The sequence below is a fragment of the Veillonella sp. CHU732 genome (assembly GCF_003992085.1).
GTDB lineage: Bacteria > Bacillota > Negativicutes > Veillonellales > Veillonellaceae > F0422.
On record NZ_RQVC01000018.1, the window covers coordinates 23,204 to 41,255 of the forward strand.

Annotated in this window: 7 protein-coding genes; 2 read left to right on the forward strand and 5 right to left on the reverse strand. The window is 36.4% G+C overall.

The genetic code is table 11. From position 1 onward, the window contains the following. Positions 1 to 397: 397 nt before the first annotated feature. From EO121_RS07660 to EO121_RS07670, 3 genes are all read right to left on the reverse strand, one after another. Entirely contained in the window at positions 398 to 5,632 is a 5,235-nt protein-coding gene (locus tag EO121_RS07660; RefSeq protein ID WP_127167216.1) for a TonB-dependent siderophore receptor, read from the reverse strand. Between the two features lie 423 nt (positions 5,633 to 6,055). Then, complete coding sequence (locus EO121_RS07665) at positions 6,056 to 11,194, reverse strand: TonB-dependent receptor domain-containing protein (RefSeq protein ID WP_240629411.1); 5,139 nt, start codon at positions 11,192 to 11,194, stop codon at positions 6,056 to 6,058. A 288-nt stretch (positions 11,195 to 11,482) separates the two neighbouring features. Continuing rightward, on the reverse strand, positions 11,483 to 13,801 hold the full coding sequence (locus EO121_RS07670; protein WP_127167218.1) for a YadA-like family protein: 2,319 nt from the start codon (positions 13,799 to 13,801) through the stop codon (positions 11,483 to 11,485). Positions 13,802 to 14,174: 373 nt separating this feature from the next. Here EO121_RS07670 and EO121_RS07675 point away from each other — a divergent pair, with 373 nt between their 5' ends. Both EO121_RS07675 and EO121_RS07680 read left to right on the forward strand, forming a co-directional pair. Further along, the gene (locus EO121_RS07675) at positions 14,175 to 15,146 is read left to right on the forward strand and encodes a sirohydrochlorin cobaltochelatase (RefSeq protein ID WP_370447224.1); all 972 of its coding nucleotides are present in this window, start codon (positions 14,175 to 14,177) and stop codon (positions 15,144 to 15,146) included. A gap of 74 nt (positions 15,147 to 15,220) precedes the next feature. Then, positions 15,221 to 16,165 carry an ABC transporter substrate-binding protein gene (locus EO121_RS07680; RefSeq protein WP_127167221.1) on the forward strand — a complete coding sequence of 315 codons (945 nt, stop codon included), beginning with the start codon at positions 15,221 to 15,223 and terminating at the stop codon, positions 16,163 to 16,165. An 85-nt stretch (positions 16,166 to 16,250) separates the two neighbouring features. Here EO121_RS07680 and EO121_RS07685 read toward each other — a convergent pair whose 3' ends face one another. Further along, positions 16,251 to 16,724, reverse strand: coding sequence for a DUF2004 domain-containing protein (locus tag EO121_RS07685; protein WP_127167223.1), 474 nt, complete (start codon positions 16,722 to 16,724; stop codon positions 16,251 to 16,253). 177 nt (positions 16,725 to 16,901) lie between these two features. Then, a complete protein-coding gene (locus EO121_RS07690; protein WP_127061031.1) occupies positions 16,902 to 17,615 on the reverse strand; it encodes a DUF4241 domain-containing protein in 714 nt (237 codons plus the stop codon). Between the last annotated feature and the right edge of the window lie 437 nt (positions 17,616 to 18,052).

Sequence of the window (18,052 nt, forward strand, 5' to 3'; positions counted from 1 at the left end):
TCAGGATGCAATCTTCACTATCATTTGACCTAAGTTTGCATTCCAATGCAATCATTGATTAAAATAAATTGCTTTTTCCATTCCAATGCATTTTTTGTTCTATAACAGACAATCTTTGCTTCTCAATGTAATCTTTTATAGCAATGTAGTCTTTTATAGCAATGTAGTCGTTGTATCTCAATGTAATTTAGGATACGCAGAGAATATTCCTTGCCACTAGATAGATTACAGTCCTATGTTCCCCTACTTTTGCACAGAACATGGTAATAGAGGATAGCTAACTTGCATCGTTAACTATCCTCTATGGTGTATCATGATGTACTGAATGCCAGCCTATCTTCCTATGTAGTTATATACAGGCATAGTCTAATATCTATAAGATTTCTATTCCTTTATCTTAGAACTTGTACGTACCTTGGATACGAGTGTAGTTACCTAATTTAAAGTTTTCTCCACCATATAATGTATCACGTTGTCCAATACCTTTTGCATCGAATGTGTAGAATGCTTCTACCAAGAAGTCTTTACGAGGAACATAGCCACCACCCAATGTAAAGCTACGGATACCATCTAAGTAATGATCTGGCACAGCACCTGTACCATTGCCACCGAAGAAGGAACCATGAGCAAAGTATTTGTAATCCATGAAGGCATTCCAGCTACCAGGTCTTGTGTAGTCAGATTGACCGATGTCGAGACGAGCTGTCCAGAAGTGTGGAGTACCGCCCATGGAGTGACCTTTTACTGTGAAGTCAGCTGTATTTCGTACATGATCAAAGTTTGTATGTCCGTTCATATAGCGACCGAAATCACTGCGGTTGAAACCATAATCTAAGGAGATAAGAGCGTTATCACCGACTTGATATTGTGCACCGATGGCAAAGATATTAGCCAAGCGTTTTGATGTATATGTATCATTAGTAAAGTCTGGAACTTCAGATGTTACATCTCCATAAATAGGATCATCTGGATTGATATCTCCAGCCCAATCTGTATTATATCCCGTAATACCTGTATGAGTTACCATCTTAGTTTTCACATGACCGGCTTGCATGGAATGGGCATTATTGTTCAAGGATCGTAAGAACCATGCTTGCAAACCTAAACGAGGGTTAACTTGTGTTTTATATTGTGCAAAAATGGCTCTATCAATTGCAGGTATTGTATCACGTTCAAGTTTTAATCCAGTCACTTTAATTGGTTTTCCAATTACTTTTTCGAGAGCTGCCCTAGGCAAAGTATTTCCTTGTTCAGAAGATCTTAATACTCTAATTAATTCTCTCAAATATAGTTCTGGGAAAAACTCCATTTTGCCTTCGGTATAATCACTGGTTGTTGTCGCAAAATTCGCAGATTTTAATGTTTCGGCAATATCAACATCATTCATTTTACTGCCTTTACCAGATACGTAGTCTCCTTTTTCAAATATTTTCACAACTCTTTTAAATTTATATTCTTTAATTGGATTATCAAGTTTTTTCGCTTCAGGAGCGCTTGAAGATATTTTTTTATAATATCCATCATCAGTAAGAGTATAGTTATCAAAATATTTTATTTTGTCATCACGTGAGTCTAAGGAATATTCATTATCTTCAAGCCATTGTTTACGTGCAGCCCATTCTGCAGCAGCCTTGTATCCTTCTTCTAATTTTGCTTTATTCTTATCAATGTATTCCTTGGTTAATAACGTTGGATCTCCCAAACTTGCGGCAAATTTTGAATTAACAGACTCTAATGGTTTACCATACAACTCTTTTAAGATTTCGTTTTTCTCTCTTTTAACAGCTTTTCGATCTTCTGCTTCATCTTTATTAATAGTATATGGCGTAAATTTTCCACCAGATGAATAAGAATCCATTTGAGCCATTAAGTATGCCTTTGTACCATTGGCGTCTTCTACTTCATACATGATATTTATAACTTTTCCAGGCTTTTCAGTTCTATATGCTAAGTGAGTAGAGTTAGCTAATTCTGGATATGCTTTACCAACAATCTCAGCCATGCGCTGTACAATCTCAGTACGTTTTGCAGCTCGTTCTTCTTCTGATAAGTTAGACATTGTATTTTCTATATCGCTCAATTGCTCTACAAAAAATAAATTTTCGTTCTTACCTTTAAAGTCATTTAAGTATCTTTCCATAAAAGATCCTTTTTGAGGAACTCTTTTTCCATCTTTTTCCTCAATCGGAGTCTTCCACTCATTTCCATACATACCTTCATTGAACGTATTATATAATTGACTATTTAATCCAATAAATTCATCCAATGTTGGTGCTCTAAAATATGTAGCGTACGTACTGTGATTATAGGAAGAGTCTGTAATACCAGTGCTTGCTTTAAAGGAACCAATACCTGTGCGGAATTGACTTCTTTGGTCCGTCCATACAGCACGAACTCCATCAAATGTTTTATTAAACCAGTATCCTGTTGTGCCCATAGATTCATGTAAACGACCAATAGAGAAATCCCAATGTCCATTCGTATTCGTTACATCTAAATTTTCTAACCGTTGTTTATTTAGGCCCTTAGATTGAACTGTAGTAGAAGTTGTATCTACAGAGTGATTTCCACTAGCGCTAGCAAGAACTTTCACATTAGTAGTATCATTGATTCTTGCATCTACACCAAAACGAATACGTTGTTCTAACCCATGTTCTTTTTGATCTTTTAAATTATATTCAGCATTTCCTACATATGCAGTACTTGTGTACAAGGATTGTGGGCGTTCAGAACCACCATGTGCCATTAAACGTGCACGGTAATCGCCAATAAATTCAGTTCCTTTTTCTTTCTTGGCATCAAATGGTCTTTCTAAGAAGTGATGCTCACGTCCCATATCATCGCCATTCACAGTCGCTATAGCTTTATCTACATGAACTTTTGTAATAGGAGTTGTACTATTTACACCATTTGTTGCTGCAGGATTTTGCGTTTTCGCATCTTGTGCTTTACTATCTCCACCTGCACCGAATTTAAGGTTAACACCAAAACGATATACACGAGATTGAGTAGCTCTATCATCATCACGATGATCAAAGATGTTGTTAACACCGAAGTATACTAATGAATCGTTGCCAAATTTGCGTTGTACCATGGCATTCCATGTACCAAATGATTTTTCTTCGTACTCATTAGATACATTATAGATGGCACTATCAGAATCAATACCACTAATCCAGTAGTTAGAACGATTTTTTTGTGTATTACTATCAAGCATTTTATGATAATAGTCTGCCCACAGTTGTGCATTCCACTTCTTAGTTTCATAAGTAATACCGAAATCGATTTTATTAGTTGGACGGTCTAATAAATGGGCCGGCATTGTAGGATCAGATTGATTCAACGCTTGCAAGCGAGTCCAGCCAAAACGTGTGCTCCATTTAGAACCAAATTTATGTTTCCATTCTAATTGTAAACCAGTAATTTTTGCTTTACCAATATTTTTAAAGCTATAAATTAAATCTGGTGCTTGCATCCATTTATCTTGTTTTGATAATTGTGGTGCCCAGTCTTGTAATTCTCCTGTAAAGTATACGGACATATAGTTACGAATACGGTTTTGGAAAACGCCAATGCGAGCGTAATCATTTTTACCTTCTCCTTCAAAACTAATGTCAATATTTTTAGATGTTTCTGGTTTTAAGTTTGGATTACCTGCCCAGTACCATCCCATTTTTGCAACGCCTTGCGCTACTGGATTGGATGCGAACATTTGCCAGTTATACCATAATTCACCCATGCCAGGTTCAGAATAACCAGTACCTACATTGGCTTTTAAACGACGATGAGCATTGGAGTTTACATTATAGGTGGCACCTAAGTTCCAAGATACATGAGAACCAAATAAACTACTCTTATCGATACGAAGCGTTGGTTGAACTAATAAATCTTTATTCACTTGCCATGCATCAGATAAGTAGTAATTACTTTTCTTAATACTACCTTCGCCTTCCGTAATGCGTTGTTCACGTTCACGGTATTTTTCTAGGAACTTAACACCTTTATATTTTGGGGCTTTCGCACGCTCTGCTGGATCTAAGGATTCCCCTTGGGTAAAGTATTTCACATATACCGATGATCCATTTATATTATTTTCTTTTTTTAATGCATCATTGAAATCACGAATTTTTGCCCAGTGCTCATCATCTACACCAAAATCTGTTAAGTTATTGTACCAAGAGGATGGATCTGTTGTTTTAACAGGATCATCTAATTTATGGTCACGGAAGTATTCATAGGTAATCGGTGGAATATCACTTTCTTTTTCTGCACCATAGTATTCATAATCTTTATCCCAGATTGGTAAACCATCTTTACTTGGTTTAAACTTATAATCATGGATATGAGAATAAACACGTAAACTATTATCACCAGGTCGACGTTCTAAACGGTCCACGCCTGCTACTAATAAATTTTTATCATAATCCCATGGATCAATATAACGAGTTTTTACATTAGGAGAACTTTTTAGTCGACTACCAGAACCTGTTTCTTTAGTTTGTGCAATACCCCAGCTTAAGGTGTGTTTATCCCCGATCGCAGAGTTTGCATTGAAGCGGATATCTGTTTGACGATGGTCTACATCATCAATATAACGTAATTCGTTTTTACCTTCATATTGGGAACGACCAACATAGTTAATTAAAGAAACATCATTTTCATTGATGCGAGAATGATTCAATTCTAATTTCCAATCGCTGGAACCACCACGACCATTCCAGATCATATTTAAGGTATTACGGTTACTATCACGTTTGAAATGACGTTGAGGCTCCATTGGTGATGTACTATTTTTAACATCCCGTTGTAAGTCTTCTGTAAAACGATTTAAACGTACCTGAATATTATGATCTTTATTGATATCATAAATACCATTAAAGCCAATATCAGAAGTATCACCGTAGAAACGAAGTGCATTAGGTTTAAAGTCGCCTTCTAACTTATCACCTGTATCTCTTCTTTCTTTTGTAGCATATACTGGTAAAATATCACGTTTACTACCAGAAATAGCTACACGAACTTTCCCCATTTGTCCAGAATCGGCGCGCAAGAAGAAATTAGTATTACCATAGCCAGTTTCTCCACCTTTTGCACGAGATCCTTCACCATTGATTTGGATAGTTGGTTTTTTAGCCGCTTTTTTAGTGATAATATTAACAACACCACCAATAGCATCAGAACCATATTTAGCGCTAGCAGAACCTTGTACGATTTCAATACGTTCTACGTTCTCTGTGCCTAAGCGCATAACTTCATCTGCTGCACCACTAAATTTAGCCAAGTCACCTAGTACGGCTTGTCCATCTACTAAAATCAAAGTATGACGTGCTTCTGCACCACGAATGGACACACCTACACGACCCATGGAGTCCACAGTTTTTGATACGCCGCTTTCAGTGAAAATGATATCTTCTACTGATTTAGCTTGTTTTTGCTCGATATCCTTTTTAGTAATAATGCTCACTTGTTGTGAGTTATATTTAGCCTCTTCATGAGCTCTATCAGCTGTAACATATACAGATCCCTCAGCTTGTACTGAGTTAGAATACATTAAACCTGGTAGCGCTATCCATGTAGCAATCGCACATGATAGCATGAAGTATTTTTGTTGCTTTCTACGATTTGTCGTCATTGCAATCTACTCCTACATACAAAAAAATTAACACAAATAATAACACAAATGACAAAAAATATCATTTTGCTTTTATTTTATACTAATTTATCTATCAAATCCACTCCGAAACGTTTTCAATTAGCCCATTTAGTTATATTTTTTGTAAATATTTCTCATTTTTATAATGTACTACGCATATAAATTAGGTTTATTAGCATATATTTCTATCGCTCAACAAAGGGTACATATAAGTCTACCTATATACGTATAACCATTACACACTCTTTTATGGTGATCCATTAAAGAGAATTATAGTCCTTCCTATTTTAAGATTACATGAGTGTCAATACATAAAATGCCTAATGAGCACTAAATACGCACTCATTAGGCATTATAAATAATCTTTTACATTACATCATGGATGTATAGAATAAGATAGTATTAGAATTTATATGTTCCTTGAATTCTTGTATAATTTCCTAGTTTAAAGTTTTCTCCACCATACAATGTATCACGTTGTCCAGTCGCTTTTGCATCAAATGTGTAGAATGCTTCTAATAAGAAATCTTTACGAGGCACGTAACCACCACCTACAGTAAAGCTACTAATGCCGTCTAGGTAACGATCTGGCACAGAACCACTGCCATTACCACCAAAGAATGAGCCATGATCAAATCGTTTATAATCGATAAAACCATTCCAACTACCTGCACGTTTATAGTCGGATTGACCAATATCAAAACGTACTACCCAGAAGCTTGGATTTCCACCCATAGCACGGCCAGTTGGTGTAAAGTTGATACTACCTGGAACATAGTTATACACGGTACGTCCATTCATAAAACGACCAAAGTCAGTTCTGTTTTGACCATAGTCAAAGGATACAGATGCATTACCTGCACTATATTTTGCCCCAATACCGATTACATTAGCCACTCCTTTGAAAGTCGTACTAGAAGTGCCTAAACCACTAGCAAATTGCACCGTGTTTGTATCATTACCCATAGAACGCAAGTACCACGCAGTAAGGCCTAATTGTTTACCTACCATATGGCGTAATTGTACGTATCCTGCTCGTTTAATCGGTGGAATTACATCACGTTGTAGTACGATACCTTCCGCTGGAATAATAGCACCTGTATATGGAATAAATGCTTCTCGTGGTAATTTACTATGACCATCTGTAGCCTCTAAAGCACTTACTATTTCATTGAAATACTGTGCTACAAGGTATGGATACATGCCTGATTGATACGTTTTCGAGATCGTAGATTCACCTGGTGTGCCTACATTTAAATAGTTCATTTCGTATAATGCATCACCAGCTTTAGCTAAATCTTCATCTTTAAAGGTAATATCTTTCACTGTACCATGTTCACCTACCGAGTTTTTAGCTATTTCCATTGCTCGTTCTTTGTAGGCCTTAATGATTTCTTCTTTATTGGATTCAAACCATTTTTTGAGATATTCTTTTCTATCTTTACCCATTACAGCCGAATCAGAAATTTTCAATTTAAATAGTGGATTATCTAGGTTTGCACCGCTTGGGTTGGCCTTAGGTTTTGTATAAAATGTGTTAGAATCCACTGGATCTTCATAATCTGTATCCTCATCTTCATCATGATGAATGGATGTACCAGTATATCTAAATTCAATATCCGGCAACTTAATCGGAACCGTAATTTCTTCATCCGCCTTTTTAGCTACATTATATTTCTTAAAGCCTTTATCATGTCCATATGCTTTAAGGACAATCTCTTGCATACGTGCTACTACATCATATTGGGCATCGATATTGGCATCTAGTTTAGCAGTTACTTCTTCAAGTTCTTTCGTTTTAGCTTCAATATCTTTACGATACTGCTCTTTCTTTTCAGGTGTGTCGGCAATGTATTCATTGTCCATTTCGTCTTTTAAGGTAGCAAGATCACTAGCAAACTCTTCTTTTTTGTCACTTAGTGATTTGTAATCCCCTTGTAAAGCTTTTAACTGTTGATAGAAATTAATTGTATTTGGTGCATCTTTCACCACTTTTTCAACTTTTGCACCACCTACTAATTTTTTCTCTTCTTCAGAAAGACCCGTGTAATCAAAAGTTGTTCCTACGAATTCATCAACAGTTGGAGGTCGTTTGAATTTAGTGAAAATTGCATGGGTATATGCAGAATCTTCAATACCTGTACTATGACGGAAGTCACCATAACCAATACGCAATTGGTCTTTATCACTAGTCCAAACACTGCGTAGTCCATCAAATTCCTTATTAAACCAATAGCCAGTCATACCAAATTTCTCAGTCAATCGACCGACACTAAAGTCCCATTTAGCATGATGGTTAGTGACATCTAATGTTTCCAAACGACTATGAGAAAGTCCTTTAGACCCAGTTGTGACATGGGATGCATCGACGCCTTCTTGACCTTGTGCTGTAGCGACTACTTTCACATTCGTATGATCGCCCACACGAGCATCAACACCTAAGCGTAAGCGACTATGGAAGCCATGTTCATTTTTATCTTGTAAGTTTTTCAATGCTCCATCACTAATTGAACTTACTGCTGTCACACGGTTCGCTGGTCGATCACTGCCTAAATGACTGTCACCACCAAAGCGGATATCTCCCACTACAGTAGCACCTTTTTCTCGACTTTGATCAAATTGAGATTCTAATACTAACGGCGTTAGAGATTCTTGAGCTTTCGATACAGAAGCTTCAGTGATTGGAGTTGTTCCATTCATTGCTACAGCCTTAGCATCTGTATGTTTGGAAGTGCTAGTTCCATCGGAACCAAATTTTAAGTTCATACCAAATCGGAACTGACGTCCTTGTAGAGCACGATCATCATCACGATGGTTGAATAGGTTGTTCATGCCAAAGTACACAAGGGAATCTTTATCGATTTTTTTCTGTACAATCATATTCCAAATACCATAGGTTTTCTTCTTGTACATATCCGCTGTTTTTTTCGTATTGAACTCGTAGGTGATAATAGACTTATCGTTATTTTCTGGATTTACCTGTGATGTAATATAGTTACCACCACCAGCAACAGAGTTACTATCTAACATACCATAGTAATAATCTGTCCAAATATTACCACTCCAGCCACTTACTTTATCTTCTAATTCCAAACCTAAATCGAGTTTATGCATTGGTTTGTCCAACAATCGTTTTGGCATATCTGGATTTGTTTTATTCACTGCATCTAAATATGTATACCCTACTTTCAATTTCGCATGGTCATTCAACCGTTGTTTCACTTCTAGTTCAACACCATTGACACGAGCTTTACCGATGTTGCGGAATGTATATAGCATATCTGGAGCATGAGCATATTTGGTAGCACCAAAATAAGTACTTTCATCAAGATATGGATAGAAATCCATTAAATGTCCAGTATTGGCAATGGTCATATAGTTGCGGATTTGATTGCGGAAAGCCGTCAATTTCATATAGGTATTTTTATTTTCTCCTTCAAAGGAAATATCTATATTTTTCGACTTTTCAGGTTTTAATGTTGGGTTGCCAATCCAATACCAACCTAAACGAGCACGTCCACCAGACAATGGAGCCACATTCGTTACCGTAGGTCCAAACATTTCCCAGTTATAGTATAATTCACCCATACCTGGCTCTGTATAACTAGTACCAACATTGGCTTTCAAGCGACGATGGGCATTGCCACCTACATTGTGTGTAACCCCCATATTGAACGTCATATGAGATCCGAATAAATCACTATGATCTAAACGTACAATTGGTTGTAACAGAGTATCCTTGTTGATTTGCCATGTGTCTTGCAAGAAGAAGTGCTGTTTCCGTAATCTTGCACTACCCATGGTTTGTTGATTGATACGTTTATTGTATTCATCTTTGAAATGACCGCCATTAAATTGAGGTTGTACAATTTTGAAAGACGGATCTTCCATGTAATAGAATAAAGCTAAATAATCTTTATTAATTACAGGTGGTTTGACCCCATCAATTGTTTCAGTTCCTTGATGACCTGGGCCATATTTAGCAATCAGTTCTTTATTGTACGGAATTTCATTTAATTTATCGTTGAATGCCTTGAATCGTTTCAATGCTTCTGGATTACGGGATTCCATATTGTTTGGTGTATATCCAGAGTTATACACAAGTCCATGGAATGCAGCTGGATCTAATCCTGCTTCTGGGTCAAGATAGTTTTTGAAATCTTCATAGGTAAATTCTGGTATACTTGTTTTATCTGTATGATCATAACCATACCACTCTTTTTCTTTATCCCAACGTAATACGCCTTCTTCATTTTCTTTGAAAGAATGACGATAGATTGTACTCTCTGGTTTACCATGTTTTACAGCTAAACTTTTATCATAGTCCCATGGATCAATATTTCTAACCCATGTATGAGGTGCACTTTTTAGACGGCTACCTTCGCCACTTTCAGTAGTATATCCAAAACCATAAGAAAGTAAGTGATTGTCGTTGGCTTGAGTGTCTCCAGTGATATTAAAGCTCCATTGTTTATGGTCCACATTGTCCACATAGTTCAATGTGTTTTTACCTTCATAATTACTGCGACCATACTCGCTTGTTAAGGTTACATCATCTTCTTTCGTACGAGTATAGTTTAATTCAACCTTCCAATTGCTTTTTTCATCTTGTCCTGCATAGGAAAGGTTACTTTTATTTCTATCTAAATCACGTTTGTAATGAACTTGTGGTTCATCTTCAGAGTTTGTACGTTTTACAAAACGTTCTAAATCTTCGTTATAACGGTCGGTTGTAAATGTAAACGAATTATTTTGATTCACATCATAAATCGCAGACAATCCTAAATTGGAGTTTGTTCCGTAATACCGTAAGGAATTTTTAGGAAATTGTTCATTGACAGCTGCATTACCAAATGGAACTTCTTTTCTTTCTCTCGCTGCATATACAGGAACGATATCACGTTTACTACCATGAATATTCACACGTAATTTGCCTTGTTGTCCAGAGTCAGCACGCATAAAGAAGTTACTATATGGGAACAAACCTTGATCGCCACGGGAACGAATACTTTCACCATTGATGCGGATATTCGCATTTTTATTTGGTTTATTCGTGATGACATTGATAACACCACCAATGGCATCGGATCCATATTTTGCACTGGCTGCGCCTTGGATAATTTCTATACGTTCAACGTTTTCTGTACCTAGTCGTTGTAATTCATCACCTTGACCTTGGTACTTTGCAAATTCACCCATCACTGGCTGTCCATCTACAAGAATTAATGTATGACGAGGTTCAGCGCCACGAATCGATACACCGACACGACCCATGCTGTCCACTGTACGACTTACACCAGCTTGTGTAAATACGATATCTTCCACAGATTTAGCCTGCTTTTGTTCAATATCTTTTTTAGTAATGATTTGCACTTGTTGAGAGTTATATTTTGCTTCTTCTTGTGCACGATCTGCTGTAACAAACACAGATCCTTCTGCCTGTACAGGTGCTAATCCACCAAGTAGATACCAAGAACAAGCCATCCAACTCATGACTGCACCAGTAAGTAAACGTTTCTGATACGGCTTAGAATAATGCATAGCATTCCACCATCTTCCTATAAATACAAATAAATTTGATAATATTAATCATTTGTATTATAGACCTAATCAAATATCACATCTACTCCATATGGATTTTAAATGCTCCATTTGATTCACGAATTGTAAAGCTATGTGATATTGGTCACTATTTAGTATACATTCACTACTCTCATTGTAATATAATCAAATATATTACCGTGTTTTGGTTAACACAAAAAGGCTATAGCTGATACTTTCAGTCTATAGCCTTTGTAGTAGTATAACTACTATTTGCATTCTATTGTATTATTTTAACAACGTCTTTAAAGCTGCTACCTCTTGTTGCAATCGTTCATTTTGTTGTAATAAACGATTGAGTTTTGCCTCTTGTTCTTGCATACGACGCTCTTGTAACTCATTATTAGATTTTTCTAGTGCTAATTCTTCTGAAAGTACTTGTATTGTTGCAGGCGGTGCATATTGTGGTACATCGTCACTACCATGTCCAATTCTAAAAGTAACGCCTCCATTATAGGATCGTTGTTTGCCAGCAAAGGCAATGCCTGCATTAAACATGGTTCCTTCGTCTGTATAATGGGCTACCCCTAGGGCCACTCCTGTTTTGCCAGAGTTATGTCCCACACCCGCCATAATTTGCGTAGGTTCTGTCGATTTATACGCCACCGGTTTTAAAGCTGCTAAGGCAGCATTCATAGCATCCCCTTCTCGACTTTCACTACGAAGGGCCTGTACATCTTGACGTACCCCATTCACCAATGTATTCGTTTGGTTCATAATGTCACCCATAGTGTTATTGATGCTTGTATTAATCACTCGTTTTAACTGGGCTACATTAACAGCATCTGTATCTAATGTACCTGCCGCCACATTATTAATTTGGCGAGTTAATCCTAACTCTGCATTACCAACGGACACTCCACCTAATGAGCTTTCCCACGCTGAAGCACCTTGGAAATTATTTTTAATCGCCTCCATAGCCTCTAATTTTTTTGCCTCTGCATCAATAATCTTTCCTCGATGCTCTGCAGTTAAAGTATCTGCAGCATTGCGAATTTCAGAGGTAGCTCCATAGATGCGATCATATTCAGCTGTACGAAGTATGGCATTAGATGTATCAATTGTCTTATTCGCCTCTTTAATGATTGCTTTTTGTGCCTCATAAGCTGTTACATCTTTTACAACTGTACTCATATCCATAGCCGCTTTTGTAGTTGGATCATAACCCACTGTAAAAGCCTGACCAGATGTAGAAGATAATGCACCTAATGCTACGGAAGATTCAATTGTACTAGTCGCACCAGCTCCTAATGACACACCTTTAGATGCATGAGACATTGATTTAGTCCCCATAGCAATAGAGTCAACACCATCCGTGATGGTACTCAAACCGATAGCAATGCTTCGATTCTTATCTGCTTTACTTTCTTGTCCTAATGCAATACTTTGTATCCCATTTGCCGCTGCATACAAGCCTATAGCGGCTGCCCCATAGCCAAGTGCACCCGCAGTACCCTCTTTTCTATCCTTCTGCATGCCAATGGAAATAGAATAATGGCCTAATGCTTTAGAGTGTGTACCTAAAGCAGAAGAATAAGTCCCCTGAGAAATACTTGATGTACCTACCGCAGTGGAGTAAGAGTTTACAATTCCTCCCACAATGTCTGTATTTGCTCGACTTTGGTTACCAATCGCAGTGGATCCTATACCTCCTGTACTAGCACCGGTACCGATAGCTGTCGCGCCATAAAAATCGGGAATATTAATAGGGCTTTTTAACTCTGTTTTAGCATCGGCACCGATCGCAACAGATAATCCCGCTTGGGCATTAGAGCTTCTACCAATCGCTATAGAACCACGTGCATTTTTATCATTTGTTTGCGCTCCAGAACCAATTGCAATCGTTTCTGCATCTTGTGCTTTTGCACCATAACCAACTGCTACGGATGTTTCACCGCTCGCTATAGATGCATCACCAAAGGCAGAGCTATGGTTTGCTTTTGCATTGGATGCATGACCCACTGCAGTAGATTGAACTCCTGTAGCATTTGCAAATGCCCCATAGGAAGCAGATCTATTACTAGTAGCTGTAGCACTATCTCCTACAGCTGTTGTATGCGTGCTAGAAGCCAGTGTTTCATTACCAATACTGATAGAGCGATCACCGGTAGCACCAAATCGTTTATTTTCTGTCTCATTGATTGCTACACCAATAGAAATAGCACGGTTACCTGTCGCATAAGAATCGGCTCCCACTGCCACCCCATAATCTCCACTAGATACAGCATACGCACCTATTACAGTAGTATTCACATTCGTTGCCTCTGCTTTTGTACCAATGGCCAGTGCATCTGTATGTGTTGCAGTTGCATTTAACCCAAGAGCCGTCGCATTACCACCGCTAGCTGCGGAGTTAGCACCAATAGCCACCCCTTGGTTACCTGATGCATTGGCATTAGCCCCCACAGCCAATGCCACGTGACCTGTTGCACTGGCACCGCTACCGCTAACAACCATGGCTGAATTATCTGCCATCACTTGTGCCGTCATGGCCCCTACGATAACAGTCATTGCTGTTATTTTCTTTGTATTATGTATAGATTTCATAGATACTTATGTCTTCCTTTCTATTATGTTCTCAGACTTCTTATTGTTCTTGATAATTTTATAACTTGTTAAGTCTATCACAGTGATTTTTTTAAGTCAATAAAATCATAGTAGTTTACTGTCTAAATAGAGAGTGAATGGCCTGTTTGTATCCCTTCATTTTTGTTGATACTCATTGATACCCTAAGTACTAAGATATTTCATTTGATTATAGCTAACTTTCATGATTATATGTTTATATTTCATTGACACTTATCACAGGCAGGAATATAATAATAAATAAGTATGAATAGAGAAATAAAAATTCATGCTTTTGGGTATATTCTAGTTTTAGGTAAGGAGAATTATTATGAAATTCTTTTCTAAAAGCGCTATGATTGCGGCATTAGCAGTAACTGCAGCTTTCGGCGTTTCTCAATCTACTGATGCGGCGTACATGTTAAACTCTGAAGTAAAAGATGCAACTCCAGCATTACAAGAAGCAGCTTCCATTGGTGTTCGCACATACGAAAATCCAATGATGCAAAACGCTGAAAACAAAGATGCTATCGTAGTTATGTCCTTTGGTACTACTTTCAAAGATACTCGTGCAAAAACAATTGATGCAACAATCAATGAAATCAAAGCACAACATCCAAATGTTAAAGTAGTCACTGCTTTCACATCCCATATTATTATTGATCGCATTAAAGCCCATGAAGGTATTACATACCCTACTCCAGAAGAAGCATTAGACCAATTAAAAGCTGATGGATACACTCGTGTTGCTTTAACAACATTAAATATGATTCCAGGTATGGAATATAACTATGCTGGGGCTGTATTCAACCATCATAAACAAGATTTCAAAAAAATGACATTAGGTTTACCTTTAATGTACTGGATGGGCCAAGAAGAACAACGCGATGATATTGAACAAGCATTAAAAGCATACTCTTCCCAATTCCCTATGATCCAAACAAAAGATTCTGCTGTATTGATCATGGCTCATGGTACTCCAGATCCATCTAATGCGTACTATGCAGTAATCCAAGATCGTATCGATTCCATGGGATTCCAAAATACATACCTTTACACAGTTGAAGGATGGCCAAACCTTGAAACAGTAATCCCTCAATTGAAAGAAAAAGGTATCAAACACGTTACATTAATGCCATTAATGATGGTGGCTGGTGACCATGCAAACAACGATATGGCTGGTGACGAACCTGATTCTCATAAAAATATCCTTATGAAAGAAGGATTTACTGTAGATACTTATATCCATGGTGCTGGTGAAAATCAACAAATCCGTGATATCTTTGCAGAACGTGCTTCCGAAGCATATGATGCATTAGTAAAATAATTTACCAACAATACTATAGTACTAAAAACATAAGGGGATACGTTTCGTATCCCCTTATTTGAAAGAAATAAACAATGAAAACATATTTAAAAATTTGTAGTGCTGTTCTACTTTCCACTTCTTTGTTACTAGGTGGATGCGCAAAAACAGGTCCTACTACAACAGAAACAACTCGCACTGTCTCTTACCAAGATCAGTCCTACACAATTCCTGCTAACCCATCCAAGGTGGTAGCCCTATCTAACTCTATTTCTAAAATGATCTATGCTGTAGGTGGCAAAGCCATCGCTCGTGTTGAAAGTAACGAAAAGTTACCTAGTGAAATTGAATCATTACCAAGCATAGGCCATACAGCCAATCCTAATATGGAACAATTAGTTGGTCTACATCCTGATTTAGTATTAGGCTTACCTAGCCAACATGAAAAATTCAAAGGTCAATTAGATAGCAATAATATTCCATCTATCCTTATTAATTACGATGGCATCAATGATAATATTCCTTTGCTAACATTATTAGGCAATATTTTCCATACAGAAGATAAGGCCAAATCTGTCATCGAAGATTACAATAAAAAAATCGATGCCGTCAAAGCTGCGATTCCTAAAAATAAACCTGTTAAAGTCGCTGTATTACGAGCTACTGGTAAATCGGTAACAGCAGAAACTCCTCTAGCAATCACGGCATCTATGGTTCATGAATTAGGCATTACCAATGTAGTAGAACAGCATTTAAAAGATAATGTAACTTCTAAAACAGTACCTTATTCCTTAGAAACATTAACAGTAGACAACCCTGATATAATCCTTGTTGTTACCATGGGTAAAAAGGATGAAATCAATGCAACCTTTGCCAAAGAAATGACTAGCAACCCAGCTTGGAATCAATTACAAGCTGTGAAAAACGACAAAGTTATTTTCTTACCATCCCAATGGTTCTTATTGAATCCAGGCTTGGAAACACCAGAGGCTATGGCTGAATTAGTCAATATTATCTATGGTGTGAAAGTACAATTATAAGCGATAAAATGCATGCTAACGTATATAGTAACCTATATACTGTATAGCATGCATTTTAATTTGCTATCTTGTTGCTTTTTAAATTTTAACTTTCCCAAGAAATATCTATAATATCAAGACTATCATCAAATTTAACAGCTAAAATTTCATCACTTTCTTCTGGAGAAATCATATAATCTACAATCATTACATTCTCTCCATCTGTCCATAATCCAATATTCGTAACTTTCATACATTGTACAAATTCATTTACATCTTCTGGTAAATCAAGTTCTAATTCTTCTTTATGAAATGTAATATATGTATTATCTTCTAATAGATATTCTCCTATTACTTTTCTAGCTTTTTTGTTATATTCACCAAAATTTTGTAAAAACTTCGTAAAATTATCTAATAATTCTGTTGTGATTTTAGCTGGTTTACCATACCAAAGTGTTGTATTAATTCCATTTACCTCTTCTTCCCACAATACAACAACATCGTTACTAAATCCCATACCATCGTCTAATCCATTTACTAAATCTAATTCTCCAAAAAATTCATGTTTTATTTTTTCCATATTCTACCTCATTACACTTTTTATTTATTCTATAAATTAACTTGTTACATCTATCCATTTTCTGCATCAATTCCAAGTGTAGGGATAATACTTTCTACAGTTTCTTCGGGAAAACTTAGATTCATATAAATAAAATCTTCTTTATTTAATAAATAGTTCATATATCCCCCTTTGAAATTAATTTATCGGTATATACTCTAAAACAATATCACAAAGCTTTCCCTTTTCATCATACCCAAAATATACAGGATACTGTCCATCTCCAAAACCAGACTGAATCATAGGAATTGATAAATCTGTATTAGGAATTTTAAAGTTTATCCAGTCTCCATCTTCTCTTTGAAATTTTGGATATTTCATGGCATTTTCTTTAAATTCCTTTGCAAAAAAATCATTATAAATATTTTTTTCAGTATTTTCTTTATACCACTTCTCTACAAAATCACAATATTTATCTCTTGTTTCTACATCAACTATAGTTGCCAATCCTGCATCAACCATAAATCCAAAAATACTTTCACTATCTACACCTTCTAGGTTTTCATCACCTTTTAAAGCTTCGTAATAAATCACTGGCTTATTTTCATTAAATTTTACTCTTGTAAGTACATAACGATAGTGTTCTTCTTCGATTTTTACTACCAAAGTTTCAATGCTATACTTTCCTCTTGGTACTTTGGTTAAATAAGGTTTTTCTGCTCTACTCAGCCAAACCAAAGGATCTCTTACCAAAAGTTCTCCCGTCGGAAATATGATTTCTCCCATTTCTAAAACAAATAATTTTTTTCCATGAATTTCATTTTTTTCAAAAACTTCTGCATAGTTCATAGGGGCAACTAATAAATGTTTTACTGTTTCATATTTTTCAATCCATTCTTTTGTTGTATTCATATATACTCCTTTAAAAATTTATCGTTCTACCCTATTCCTAATCTTTCACCACGTATTTTAAAAATAGAATCCTAAGTTCTATCATTCTTTTTTTTGTTCTAAACCTTTTTCAATGAGGATTGCATTGTGGCCAATTTATCAAATAAGGAAACATTTAACATATCTGCTTCACTTGCATATTTAAAACCCCTCGAATTCGAGGGGGTTAAATTCTGGACTATTTAACTTCTCCCAAATCCCTAAATATTCGATAGTATTAAAATTATTCATCACTTTTACTCATTAATATACCGTTATTGTATCATACAATTATTGATTTATATACTAACACCATCAGTACATATCCCAACTCAAAAAAAAGGCTCTATAATAAATGTTGGGGCTACTCATATAAGAGTAGTCACCAACATTTTTTTGTTGCAATAAAATAGACATAT

What these genes read in the sequence shown, in the direction of transcription:
- EO121_RS07660 (WP_127167216.1), bottom strand. Translation starts at nt 5,632, where the DNA reads ATGACGACAAATCGTAGAAAGCAACAAAAATACTTCATGCTATCATGT.
- EO121_RS07665 (WP_240629411.1), bottom strand. Translation starts at nt 11,194, where the DNA reads ATGCATTATTCTAAGCCGTATCAGAAACGTTTACTTACTGGTGCAGTC.
- EO121_RS07670 (WP_127167218.1), bottom strand. Translation starts at nt 13,801, where the DNA reads ATGAAATCTATACATAATACAAAGAAAATAACAGCAATGACTGTTATC.
- EO121_RS07675 (WP_370447224.1), top strand. Translation starts at nt 14,175, where the DNA reads ATGATTGCGGCATTAGCAGTAACTGCAGCTTTCGGCGTTTCTCAATCT.
- EO121_RS07680 (WP_127167221.1), top strand. Translation starts at nt 15,221, where the DNA reads ATGAAAACATATTTAAAAATTTGTAGTGCTGTTCTACTTTCCACTTCT.
- EO121_RS07685 (WP_127167223.1), bottom strand. Translation starts at nt 16,724, where the DNA reads ATGGAAAAAATAAAACATGAATTTTTTGGAGAATTAGATTTAGTAAAT.
- EO121_RS07690 (WP_127061031.1), bottom strand. Translation starts at nt 17,615, where the DNA reads ATGAATACAACAAAAGAATGGATTGAAAAATATGAAACAGTAAAACAT.